The sequence below is a fragment of the Achromobacter sp. Bel genome (assembly GCF_012928505.1).
In the GTDB taxonomy this organism is placed as follows: Bacteria; Pseudomonadota; Gammaproteobacteria; order Burkholderiales; family Burkholderiaceae_B; genus Achromobacter.
Genome location: NZ_JABBJN010000067.1, coordinates 1 through 12,034 on the forward strand (window position 1 = coordinate 1; position 12,034 = coordinate 12,034).

The window sequence follows — 12,034 nt, forward strand, 5'->3', positions numbered from 1 at the left end:
ACGCTCTTCCGATCTCCCCGGGTTCCGGCCCGGCCGCGGCCCGCCGGGCCAGCGACGCCCACGCGTCACTGGAAGTGGTGGCGCCCGGCCTGCAAGCGGTCTTCCAGGACCTGGGCCGGCCCGGGCAGGCACGCCAGGGCGTAGCGGCCTCAGGCGCGATGGACCGGGGCGCGTTGCGCGCCGCCAACCGGCTGGTCGGCAACACGCCAGGCCAGGCCTGCATCGAAATCGTGTACGGCGGCTTCCAGGTTCGCGCGCACGGCGCCTCTGTCGTGGCCGTGACCGGCGCGCGAGGGGAGCTTGCGCTGCGCGACGCCTCGGGGGCCAGCTGGACCGTTGCCAGCCATGAGGCCATTGCCTTGAACGATGGCGACACGCTGACGCTGGGCCAGCCCGTGGCGGGGATCCGCTATTACCTGGCCGTGCGCGGCGGCTTCGAGGTGGCGCCCGTGCTGGGCAGCCGCTCGACCGATACGCTTGCGCGCGTCGGGCCGGACGCGCTGGCTGCAGGCGACCGCATTGGGATCTTGCCGGCGGCGCAGGGTGCCATCGTCGGGGCGCCGGAATTGCCGGCGGCCGATCTGCCCGCGCAGGACACCGAAGTCGTGTTGGACGTGGTGCTCGGGCCCCGCACCGATTGGTGCGACGCCGACGCGGTCGCGTTGCTGTCCAGCCAGCCCTGGACCGTCACGCCGCAGTCCAACCGCGTGGGCATCCGCTTGAACGGCGAACGGCCGCTGCAGCGCGCCAACCACGCCGAACTGCCCAGCGAGGGCACGCGTAAAGGATCGATCCAGGTACCGGCCAGCGGCCAGCCCGTGCTGTTCCTGGCCGACCACCCGCTGACGGGCGGCTACCCGGTGATTGGTTCCGTGGCGCCTTGGCACCTGGACCGCGCGGCCCAGATCCCCATCGGCGCGCGTGTGCGCTTCAATCCCATTTCTGAATTCGTCCCGGTCGACGTCCCCGCCGCCCCGGTCGCAACGCCATAACTTGAATATGCCAGCCATGAAGAAAGTCCTGATCGCCAACCGCGGCGAAATCGCGGTGCGCATCATCCGCGCCTGCGCCGACTACGGCGTGAAGTCCGTGGCGGTTTACGCCGACGCGGATTTCGACGCGCTGCACACGCGCATGGCCGATGAAGCGTTTGGCCTGGAGGGAGATCGCCCGGCCGACACTTACCTCAACATCGAAAAGCTGCTGGCCGTGGCGCGCCGCTGCGGCGCCGACGCCGTGCATCCCGGCTACGGATTCCTGTCCGAAAGCGCAGTGTTCGCGCGCGCGGTGATCGACGCCGGCCTGAGCTGGATCGGCCCGTCGCCGGAAACCATCGAACGCCTGGGCGACAAAGTCCAGGCCCGCAAGATCGCATTGGCCGTCGGTGCGCCGCTGGTGGCTGGCACGCCCGGCCCGGTCAACGGCGCCGAAGAGGTCTTGGCGTTTGCGCGCGAACACGGTCTGCCCATCGCCATCAAGGCGGCGTTCGGCGGCGGCGGCCGCGGCTTGAAGGTCGTGTGGCGCATGGACGACGTGGCCGATCTGTACGAGTCGGCCGTGCGCGAAGCGGTCACGGCCTTCGGGCGCGGCGAGTGCTATGTGGAACAGTTCCTGGATCATCCGCGCCATGTCGAAGCGCAGGTGCTGGCGGACAAACATGGCAAGGTGGTTGTGCTGGGAACGCGGGATTGCTCGCTGCAACGCCGCAACCAGAAGCTTGTGGAAGAGGCGCCCGCGCCGTTCCTGAGCGACGAGCAGCGCCAGCGCATCCATGCCTCGGCGCGGGACATCTGCGCCCATGCCGGCTACGTCGGCGCGGGCACGGTCGAATTCCTGTTGAGCGCGTCGGGGGCGATCTCGTTCCTGGAGGTCAACACCCGCTTGCAGGTGGAGCATCCCGTCACCGAAGAAACCTGCGGCCTGGACCTGGTGGTCGAGCAATTGCGCATCGCCGACGGCCTGCCGCTGGCGATCGACGCGGCGCCTCTGCCGCGCGGCCACGCCATCGAATTCCGCATCAACGCCGAAGACGTGGGCCGCGGCTTCCTGCCGTCGCCGGGCCGGATCGCGACCTTCGCCGCGCCGTCGGGTCCGGGCGTGCGCGTGGACAGCGGCGTGCAATCCGGTTCCACCATTCCGGGCACGTTCGATTCCTTGTTGGCCAAGCTGATCGTCACCGGCGCCACCCGCGAACAGGCGATCGCGCGGGCCCGCCGCGCGCTGGCCGAATTCCGCATCGAAGGCGTGGCCTCGGTGCTGCCGTTCCACCGGGCCGTGCTGGACCATGCCGATTTCATCGGCGACGGTGAAGGCTTCAAGGTCCACACCCGCTGGATCGAGACCGACTTCGCCAATGACCTGGAAGCGGCCGTGCGCCCGGCGCCCTCGGGCGACGTTTACCTGCATCGCACCGCGGTCGAGATCGATGGCCGGCGCGTGTCGTTGGGCCTGCCCGCCGAATTGCTGCGCGGCCTGCAATCCGCGGGGGCGGCGGCGGGGGGCGATGCCGCCGGCGCGGCTGGCGCATTGGCGCCGGCCAGCGCGCAAAGCGTGGCGGCGCCCATTGCCGGCACCCTGCAGTCCTGGAACGCGGAAGACGGCGCGACCGTCAAGCAGGGTGAATTGATCGCCACGATGGAAGCCATGAAGATGGAAATGCAGGTGCTGGCGCATCGGGACGGCGTGCTCAGGCACCAGGCGGCCGCAGGCAAGGCGGTCACGGCCGGCGCCGAGATCGGCCGCATCGACTAAAGGGCCTGTGCAAGGCGCCGTTCAACGTCGCCCGGCGGCAGGCCTGCGCCGGGCGGTCAGCCGCCCAGCGCGGCACGCACGCGCTTGATGTCCTGGTCCATCTGGATCCGCATCTCTTTCAACAGCGCACGGGCGTTCTCGGACAACGGCGTGCCTGACCGGAACACCAGCAGGCTGGTGAAACTGATGTCCAGCGCCAAGGGCTTGATGACCAGGCCCCGGGCCAGATAATCCAGCGCCATGATAGGGTGCACCATCCCGATGCCCACCCCATGCAACGCGAATTCGCACACGGAATTCGAATAGGGCGTTTCCAGGATGGGGTGCAGCGCCAGCCCGTCGTCGTTCAGCGCGCCCTCCAGTCGCCGCCGGCTGGCATCTTCCGGGTTCAGTGCAATGAACGTGTGTTCGGTCAGGTCGCGCAATGCGATCGCGGGCTTGCTGGCCAGGGCGTGGCGGCTGTGCATTGCGATCACGCCGGGGATGCGCAGGAACTCCGAGTGCTCCAGGCCGGCCACCGACAACTCGTCGGCCATCAGGCCGAAATCCAGCTGGCCCGCCGCCACCTGCTGCAACACCTCCCGCGAACTCATGATCTGGAACGACAGCTGGATGCGCCGCGTTTCCAGGCCGAAGGCCGCGATCGCGCGCGGCATGAACCCGGTGCCCAGGGCTGGCAGCGATCCGATGGCCAATCGCCCCACACCATAGGATTTCAGGCTGCGGATGCGGTGTTCGATCAGTTCGAAGCCGGCAAAGCAGCGATCCACTTCTTCCATCAGCGCCTGGGCCTCCTGGGTCGGCACCAGCCGGCCGCGCAGCCGCTCGAACAGGCGCAATTCCGATGACGTTTCCAGCTTGCGGATCGCCTGGCTGACGGCGGGTTGGGAAACGCCCAGCAAGGTGGCCGCCTTGCTGGTGGTGCCGGCCTGCATGACGGCCCGGAAGACCTGGATCTCTCGCATGTCCATCTATAAGTCCTGCTTATTGACTAAGTTTTTTCGATTGTTGAAGCAATGAGGTAAAGCGCAGAAACTGGCGTTGTCCTGATTCCCTCTAAGCACAACGAATAGATTAGATGAAACCTATCAATCAGACTAATAGAGATTTTGCCAGCCTGTCGCCGTCGGTGCAGCGCGGTTCCACCGTGGTATTTGATTCGCTGGCCGACTTCGTCAACCGCAAGCACCGCCAACCGGACGGCTTCAGCTACGGCGTGACCGGCACGCCCACGGCGCGCCTGCTGGAAGACCGTATCGCCGCGCTGGAAGGTGGGCGGCATTGCGTCATCACGCCGTCTGGCGCGGCGGCGCTGATGACGGTGGTGATGGGCTTTGTGCGGGGCGGCGACCACCTGCTGATGTCGGCCGCCAGCTATGGCGCCCTGAAGACGTTCGGCGAGAAATGGCTGGCGCGGATGGGCGTCGCGGTGGAACTGTACGACCCGTCCATCGGCGCCGGCATCGAAGCGCTGATCCGGCCGGGCACGCGGATGATCTGCATTGAAGCGCCAGGCACCGTCACCATGGAAATGTCCGACGTTCCGGCAATCGCCGACGCCGCGCGCCGCCATGGCGTGTTGACCATGATGGACAACACCTGGGCCAGCCCGTTGGGTTTTAAGCCGCTGGCGCATGGCGTGGACTTCAGCGTGGAGGCCGCCACCAAATTCTTCAGCGGCCATTCGGATGTGCTGATGGGCGCCATCAGCATGAACGACCCGGAACACTATGCCGTGCTGCGCGAAACGCAGAGCATCCTGGGGCAGCAGGTCAGCCCGGACGATTGCTTCCTGGTCCTGCGCGGGCTGGAAACGCTTGGCCTGCGGCTGCGCGCGCAAAGCGACGCCACGCTGCGGGTGGCCGAGTGGCTGCAGGCCCAACCACAAGTCGAACGCCTGCTGTATCCGCCGCTTGCGTCCGATCCGGGGCACGCGCGGTGGAAGCGCGATTTCACGACGAACAGCTGCCTGTTCTCGATGGTGCTGGCGCCGGCGCCCGAATCCGCCTTCAGCGGCTTCTTCGATTCGCTGCGGCATTTCGCCATCGGGGCCAGCTGGGGCGGCGTGCACAGCCTGGTGGCGTACTACCCGGCGGCGCTGCAGGCGGACCGCGCTTATCCGGCAACGGACCGCGCCGTGGTCCGCGTGTCGGTCGGTCTGGAAGACGTGGACGTCCTGAAGGACGATCTGCGCGCCGGATTGGCCGCCTATCAACAGTCCCGATAGTCCATTGAACGCCGGCCGCGCGCGTCGTGCGCAGACGGCCGGCAAGACGCGCCAAAAAAATCCAAAGGCGCGCTGCCAACCGCAAGGGGAATTGCCGTGATCCGCTTTAAACACACTTACCGTTCCATTGTCCTGGCCGCGGCGGTTTGCGCGCCGCCGCTGTTGCTTGCCCAAACCGCCGCCCCGGCGCCTGCCGAAGGGGCGTCGCCGGTGGCGGCCGCCGTCGCGCAGACGAACAGCCCCACCGTCGACCAGATCCGCGCCCGCGGCTACGTCATCTGCGGCTCGGGCCACGGCACCACCGGCTTCTCGGCGCCAGACAAGGACGGCAATTGGAAAGGCCTGGACGTGGACACGTGCCGCGCCATCGCTATCGCCGTGCTGGGCGACGCGTCCAAGGCGCGCTTCGTGCCGCTGACCGGCCAGCAGCGCCTGACCGCGTTGCAGACCGGCCAGATCGATGTGTTGCCGCGCACGACCTCGTGGACCTTAAGGCGCGATGCCAACGGGATCAACTTCACCTATCCCAACTATTACGAATTTGACGCCTTCATGGTGCGTAAAGACCTGGGCATCACCCAGACCAAGGACATGGGCGGGGCGACCATTTGCGTGCAGACGGGTTCCACGAACGAAGTGACCGTGGCCGACTTGTCGCGCAAGTTCAAATTGGGCTTGAAGACGGTGCTGTTCGACAACGTGGCCGCATCGCGGCAAGCGTTCTTTTCCGGGCGCTGCGACGGCTTGATCACCGACGCGTCGGCGCTGGCCGCGGTGCGCGCCACGCAGGCCCAGAATCCGGACGACTACGTGATCTTTCCGGCCAGCGGCCACAGCGAAGCGCTGACGCCGTCGGTGCGCCATGGCGACGACCGCTGGTTCGATATCGTCAAGTGGGTGATCCAGGTGCCCATTGCGGCCGAAGACATGGGCATCACGCAGGCGAACGTGGACGACATGCTGAAATCCGGCGACCCGCGCATTGCCCGGTTCCTGGGGGTGGAACCCGGCAACGGCAAGGCGCTGGGGCTGGATGAGCGCTGGGCCTACAACATCGTCAAGCAGTTGGGCAACTATGGCGAGATCTTCGAACGCAACGTCGGCAAGGACAGCCCGATGAAGCTCGAACGCGGCCTGAACCGCCTGTACCGCGACGGCGGCCTGATGTACCCCTACGTCTTCAACTGAGGCGGCCGCGAGGCTGACCAAGAGGCACATCATGTTGAAGCGACTTTGGTTTGACGGCCGGGCCCGGGCCGTCCTGATGCAGGTGCTGATCGCCTGCGGGTTCCTGGGGAGCGTGGGCTGGCTGGCGTGGAACGCGCGCGTCAACTTGACGCAACGCGGCATCGCCGTGGGCTTCGATTACCTGGGGGATGCCGCCCGGTTCCCCGTGTCGGAAAGCCTGCTGGCCTACCAGCCCACCGACAGCTACGGCCACGCTTTCGTGGTGGGCTTGGTGAACACCCTGTATATATCGGTGCTGGTGATCGCGGCGTCCACGCTGCTGGGTTTCGGCCTGGCGCTGGCCCGGCGGAGCAGGCATCCATTGGTAAGCGGCATCGGCACGGTGTACCTGGAGGCGGTGCGCAACACGCCGTTGGTCGTGCAATTGCTGTTCTGGTATAGCCTCGTCACGATCAATCTGCCGCCTGCCCGGCAGGCCCTGCAACCGTTGCCGGGCGTGTTCCTGTCCATCCGCGGCCTGTTCTTTCCCAGCGTGTCGCTGCAAGGCGATACGCAAGCATTGGGGTGGGCGGGCGCGGTGGCGGCGGCAGTGCTGCTGGCCGCGTGGTGGCGGGCACGGCGGCGGGCAACCGGCGGGGTGCCCTGGCGCACGCTGGGCATGGCCGCCGCGCTGGTTGTGGTCTTGGCGGGCGCCGCGTGGGGCGGGGTCGCGGTGCACACGGATACCCCGGTGTTGCGCGGGCTGAACTTCGTGGGGGGCACGGCGTTCACGCCTGAGTTCACCGCCTTGCTGGTGGGGCTGACGATCTACTCGGCCGCTTTCTCGGGCGAGATCATCCGGGGCGGCATCGACGCCGTGCCTGCCGGCCAGTGGGAGGCCGCGCATTCGCTGGGGCTGCGGCCGGGCGCGACGTTGCGCCGGGTTGTCGTGCCGCAGGCGTTACGCGTGATCATCCCGCCCATGACCAGCCAATACCTGTCCATCATCAAGAACACCACGCTGGCGTTGGCGGTGGGCTATCCCGACCTGTCGTTTGTCATCACGACCACCATCAACCAGACCGGCCAGGCGATCGAGGGCGTGGCCGTGCTGATGGCCGTGTACCTGAGCATCAGCCTGAGCGTGTCGCTGTTCATGAACCTGTACAACCGCCGAATCCTGAGGACGGAACGCGCATGAGCCTGTCCATTCCTTCCGTGGCGCCGCAGCCCGCGCTGCGCCCGCCGCGCGACCGCCGCGACACCGTCTGGCACCGCCTGTTCGGCACGTTGTTCAGCGCTGTCGCCACCATCGCCGCGCTGGGGCTTGCCCTGAGCGCCGCCGGGCATTTGCTGAACTGGGCCGTGATCGACGCGGTGTGGCCCGGGGCCGCGGGCGATGTCTGCCGCAAGGCGGACGGCGCGTGCTGGGCGTTCCTGGCCGAAAAGATGCGTCAGATCCTGTTCGGCATCTATCCGCCCGGCGAGCAATGGCGACCCACCGCGGTCTGCGTGTTCGTCCTGGCGATGACCGTGTATTCGCTCAGCCCCAGGCATTGGCGCCCCGGCACGGCGGTCGCCTGGATCGCCGGCATGGCGGCTTGCCTGCTGCTGATGCAGGGCGGCGCGCTGGGACTGGCGCGGGTGCCTACCTCATCCTGGGGCGGCCTGCCCGTGACGCTGCTGCTGGCGGTGTGTTCGTTGGGCGCCGGCTTGCCGCTGGGAGTGCTGCTGGCCTTGAGCCGCCGCGGCAGCCTGCCGATCGCGCGGGTCATTTGCGTGGGCGTCATTGAACTGATTCGGGGGTTGCCGCTGGTCAGCCTGCTGTTCATGGCCTCCATCGTGCTGCCCATCATGCTGCCGGCCGGCACGACCATCGACAGCCTGTTGCGCGCCGGCATTGCGTTGACGGTGTTTTCGGCGGCCTACCTGGCGGAAGTAGTCCGGGGCGGCTTGCAGGCCATTCCAGCCGGGCAGGCCGAGGCGTCGCGTGCGCTGGGGCTGTCGTGGTGGCAGATGACCCGGCTGGTCGTGTTGCCGCAGGCCTTGCGCAAGGTGATCGCGCCGCTGACCAATACGGCCATCGTCATGATCAAAAACACCAGCCTGGTGCTGATTGTGGGCCTGTTCGATCTGTTGAGCTCGGGCCGCGCCGCACTGACGGATCCCGCCTGGCCCACGCCCTACGTCGAAACCTATCTCTTCATTGCATCCCTCTATTTCTGCATCTGTTTCGGCCTGTCGCGGTATTCGATGTGGCTTGAGCGCCGTTATAAAAAAGGAGACCTCCGATGAGCACGCCCTCCAGCGCGACGACGCCCGCGATCTCGATCACGGGCATGAACAAATGGTACGGCGATTTCCACGTCCTGCAGGACATCGACTTGCAGGTCAGGGCAGGGGAACGGCTGGTCATCTGCGGCCCATCCGGGTCGGGAAAGTCCACCATGATCCGTTGCATCAACCGCCTGGAGCGGCACCAACAGGGCACGATCGTGGTCAACGGGGTGGAACTCACCGACGACCTGCGAGCGGTGGACGGCGTGCGCACGGACGCCGGCATGGTGTTCCAGCACTTCAATCTGTTCCCGCACCTGACGGTGCTTGAAAATTGCATCCTGGCGCCGTTGCAGGTGCGGCGCATGCCGCGCGCCCAGGCGGTTGAACTGGCGATGCGCTACCTGGAACGTGTCCGCATCCCGGACCAGGCGGCGAAGTATCCCGGCCAGCTCTCTGGCGGGCAGCAGCAACGGGTGGCGATTGCCCGGTCCCTGTGCATGCAGCCGCGCATCATGCTGTTCGACGAGCCGACCTCGGCGTTGGACCCGGAAATGGTGAAGGAAGTGCTGGACACCATGACGTCGCTGGCGGACGACGGCATGACCATGCTGTGCGTGACCCATGAAATGGGATTCGCACGCAAAGTGGCGGACCGGGTTGTCTTCATGGATGGGGGGCGGATCATCGAAATCGCTGAACCCGACCGCTTCTTCGACCAGCCTCGGCACGAGCGCACGCGCGCCTTCCTGGAGCAGATATTGCATTGACCCCGGGGGCCGCCGTCGGCGGCCAACCGGCGGCAGGGCCGGCAGGGCCTGGGCCGCGCAGGGCGGTCCGCACTAAACAAAGTCCGGGCTGGTTCGTCAGGTGGATAGATGCAGATTTTCCGCGAACGGGAATTCTGTCCCCCTGGCGCCGCAAGCGCCGCTGTGCTCTGCGAGGTCCCTGACATGAGTTGTTTTGATCGCGAAGGCGCGACGTTCCGCGTCCTGGTCAACGAAGAAGAGCAGTATTCGATCTGGCCCGACTACAAGGCCATTCCGGCGGGTTGGCGGGATACCGGCACCCTGGGCGACAAGGCGGCCTGCCTGGCCTACGTCGAATCGGTGTGGACCGACATGCGTCCCAGTTCGTTGCGCCGCCACATGGAAGCCCAGTCCGCCGGCCAGGCTTGACGATGGCCGCGCCCATCACCCTGCTGTGCCTGCCGTGCGCCGGGGCCAGCGCCACCATGTATCTGCGGTGGCGGCGCTTGCTGCCGGCCTGGGTGCGCGTCGAGCCGGTGGAATTGGCGGGGCGCGGCAGCCGCATCGCCGACCCGTTCAGCGCGGGCTTCCAGGCGGCGGTGGACGATGTCTGCACGCGGATGCGGCCCTGGGTGTCGGGCCGCTATGCGCTGTACGGCCACAGCATGGGCGCCTTGCTGGCGTACGGCGCAGCCAGGCGCCTGCGCACGCTGGGCCTGCCGCCGCCCCAGTTGCTCATCGCCTCGGGCAGCGCCTCGCCGTCGGCCCGCGACAACTCGCGGCTGGCGGGCATGCGCGGACGCGCCGATCTTCTGGATGACCTGCGCCGCCAGGGCGGCACGCCTCAGGCGGTGTTCGACGACGAGGAGCTGCTGGGCTTGACGCTGGCGGTGCTGGAGGCCGATTACGCGCTATGCCTGGACTATCGCCATGACGACGAGGCGCCCTTGGCGTTGCCGGTCCACGTGATGGGCGGCCGGCGCGACGACATCGCGCCCGACCGGCTGCGTGCCTGGCAGGACGTGGCGCAGGAACCCGTCACGCTGGAGTATTTCGACGGCGGACACTTCTTCATCCGCGACAGCGAATCGGCCGTGCTGGGCGCGATCGCGGCGCATCTGGGCCGGCCATCGGCGCCAAGCCAGGGAGTCCGCCATGCAAGCCTTGATGCGGCCTGAGGCGGCGCCTGCGGACATCTCGGTGTGGCGCCTGGCGGTGGGCCGCGTCGCCGCCGAAGACTGGCTTGTGCTGACCTTGTCCGAGCAAGACCGCGCCTGGCGCTTTCGCCGCGAGGCCGACCGCGCCCGCTATGTGGGCGCACGTGCGGGGCTGCGCCGTCTGTTGGCCACGCGTCTGGGGCTGGCGCCCGCCGAGGTGCCACTGCGTGCCGGCAAGCACGGCAAACCGGAGCTTGCGCAGGGCGCTTCCTGCTATTTCAACCTGAGCCATGCCGGCGGCTACGCGCTGGTGGCCCTGTCTGACCGCCGTGAAGTGGGCGTGGACGTGGAATGCGAGCAAGACACGTCCGACCTGGAACCCTTGGCCGACTACGCCTTGCTGGCTGCCGAGCGGACGGGCTGGCGGGATCTGCCGCCGGGCGCCGCCTTCCTGCGGCGCTGGACCGGCAAGGAAGCCGCCTTGAAAGCCTGGGGCGTCGGCGTCGCGCAGCACCTGCTGCAAGTGCAGGTGCAACCGGGCGGGCGGGCCGGGCAGATCGCCGTCGCGGCGTCCTGTGCCGACTGGCCCGCTTGCCAAGCCTGCGAACTGGCGATGCCCGCCGGCTACGTGGCCGCACTGGCCTGGTTGCCCGCCGTCCGTGGTCAAGAGGATCCGGGCGGCGCCATTTTGCCACCGCGCCCCGCGCGCGCCCCAGGAATTCGACCATGAGTACTTTTCTGAGCAAGGCCCCCGGCAACAATCAGCTGCCGGTGCTGTATACGCCCCACACGCCCGGGCAGGCGCTGCTGTCGGCGCCGCCCGACCTGGCGGATGATCTGTCGCGTTCGTTGCGGGACGTGGGTGGCGTGCTGCTGCGCGGTTTCGCGGTGCCGTCAGTCGAGGACTTCCGCGCCTTCGCGGCCGGCTTCGGGCATCCGCTCTTGAGCTACGAATTCGCGTCCACGCCCCGCAGCGCGGTGCAATCCGGCGTCTATACGTCTACGGAATACCCGGCGCACCAGCACATCCCGCTGCACAACGAACAAGCCTACACGCGCGAATGGCCGATGAAGATCTGGTTTCACTGCGTGACGGCGTCGCCCGTCGGCGGCGAAACGCCCATCGCCGACAGCCGCGCCGTCTACCGCGACATGCCGGCCGCCATCCGCGAGCGCTTTGCCGCCGGCCTGATCTACGAGCGCAACTACGGCGAATTCGACGTGCCGTGGCAAAAGGTCTTCAACACCGACGACCGCACGGAAGTGGAGGCGTTCTGCCAGCGCGCCCGCATCCAGTGCGAATGGAAGCCGGACGGCGACTTGCGCACGCGCCAACGCTGCCAAGGCGTGGCCGCCCACCCCTGGACGCACGACATGGTGTGGTTCAACCAGGCGCATCTGTTCCACGTGTCGAACCTGCAGTCCGAGGTGCGCGAGTCGCTGGAAGAGGTGCTGGGCGTCGAGAACATGCCGCGCAATGTGTACTTCGCCGACGGCCAGGCGATCCCGGACGCGATGTTCGACGAGGTGCGGGCCGTGCTGGACGCGCAGACCGTCATGTTCCCGTGGCAATCGGGTGACGTGATGATGCTTGACAACATGCTGGTGGCGCACGCGCGCACGCCGTTCCAGGGACCGCGCAAGGTCGTGGTCGCGATGGCCGAATCCCATAGCAACTTCGCCGACTTCTGACCCCGGCGACCTTC

General features: G+C 67.5%; 12 protein-coding genes. 11 read left to right on the forward strand and 1 reads right to left on the reverse strand.

The genetic code is table 11. The annotated features are described in order from the left end of the window. Together HG262_RS27205 and HG262_RS27210 are read left to right on the forward strand one after the other, a co-directional pair. Window positions 1-992: biotin-dependent carboxyltransferase family protein (locus tag HG262_RS27205; protein WP_169273976.1), on the forward strand; the 992-nt coding region annotated here is incomplete at its 5' end. Window positions 993-1,008: 16 nt separating this feature from the next. Continuing rightward, complete coding sequence (locus tag HG262_RS27210) at window positions 1,009-2,751, forward strand: biotin carboxylase N-terminal domain-containing protein (protein ID WP_169273977.1); 1,743 nt, start codon at window positions 1,009-1,011, stop codon at window positions 2,749-2,751. A gap of 56 nt (window positions 2,752-2,807) precedes the next feature. Here the strand turns inward: HG262_RS27210 and HG262_RS27215 are convergent, their stop codons facing one another. Beyond that, entirely contained in the window at window positions 2,808-3,722 is a 915-nt protein-coding gene (locus tag HG262_RS27215) for a LysR substrate-binding domain-containing protein (RefSeq protein WP_169273978.1), read from the reverse strand. A gap of 107 nt (window positions 3,723-3,829) precedes the next feature. Here HG262_RS27215 and metC point away from each other — a divergent pair, with 107 nt between their 5' ends. The 9 genes from metC (at window position 3,830) to HG262_RS27260 (ending at window position 12,020) form a co-directional block, all read left to right on the forward strand. Then, window positions 3,830-4,978, forward strand: a complete 1,149-nt coding sequence (gene metC, locus HG262_RS27220) for a cystathionine beta-lyase (RefSeq protein ID WP_169273979.1) — start codon at window positions 3,830-3,832, stop codon at window positions 4,976-4,978. A 96-nt stretch (window positions 4,979-5,074) separates the two neighbouring features. Beyond that, window positions 5,075-6,166 (forward strand): amino acid ABC transporter substrate-binding protein, encoded by a 1,092-nt coding sequence (locus HG262_RS27225; protein WP_348984429.1) that lies wholly within the window; start codon window positions 5,075-5,077, stop codon window positions 6,164-6,166. A 31-nt stretch (window positions 6,167-6,197) separates the two neighbouring features. Beyond that, window positions 6,198-7,346 (forward strand): ABC transporter permease subunit, encoded by a 1,149-nt coding sequence (locus HG262_RS27230; RefSeq protein WP_169273980.1) that lies wholly within the window; start codon window positions 6,198-6,200, stop codon window positions 7,344-7,346. After that, complete coding sequence (locus HG262_RS27235; protein WP_169273981.1) at window positions 7,343-8,440, forward strand: amino acid ABC transporter permease; 1,098 nt, start codon at window positions 7,343-7,345, stop codon at window positions 8,438-8,440. Before HG262_RS27230 ends, HG262_RS27235 begins: the two co-directional genes overlap by 4 nt. Further along, window positions 8,437-9,192: an amino acid ABC transporter ATP-binding protein gene (locus tag HG262_RS27240; protein WP_169273982.1), complete on the forward strand. Its 756-nt coding sequence runs from the start codon at window positions 8,437-8,439 to the stop codon at window positions 9,190-9,192. Before HG262_RS27235 ends, HG262_RS27240 begins: the two co-directional genes overlap by 4 nt. Before the next feature lie 183 nt (window positions 9,193-9,375). Beyond that, window positions 9,376-9,600: an MbtH family NRPS accessory protein gene (locus tag HG262_RS27245; RefSeq protein ID WP_169273983.1), complete on the forward strand. Its 225-nt coding sequence runs from the start codon at window positions 9,376-9,378 to the stop codon at window positions 9,598-9,600. 2 nt (window positions 9,601-9,602) lie between these two features. Further along, window positions 9,603-10,349: an alpha/beta fold hydrolase gene (locus HG262_RS27250; RefSeq protein WP_169273984.1), complete on the forward strand. Its 747-nt coding sequence runs from the start codon at window positions 9,603-9,605 to the stop codon at window positions 10,347-10,349. Further along, entirely contained in the window at window positions 10,327-11,058 is a 732-nt protein-coding gene (locus tag HG262_RS27255) for a 4'-phosphopantetheinyl transferase superfamily protein (RefSeq protein ID WP_169273985.1), read from the forward strand. The genes HG262_RS27250 and HG262_RS27255 overlap by 23 nt, the downstream gene beginning before the upstream one ends. Beyond that, entirely contained in the window at window positions 11,055-12,020 is a 966-nt protein-coding gene (locus HG262_RS27260) for a TauD/TfdA family dioxygenase (protein WP_169273986.1), read from the forward strand. The genes HG262_RS27255 and HG262_RS27260 overlap by 4 nt, the downstream gene beginning before the upstream one ends. Window positions 12,021-12,034 lie beyond the last annotated feature (14 nt).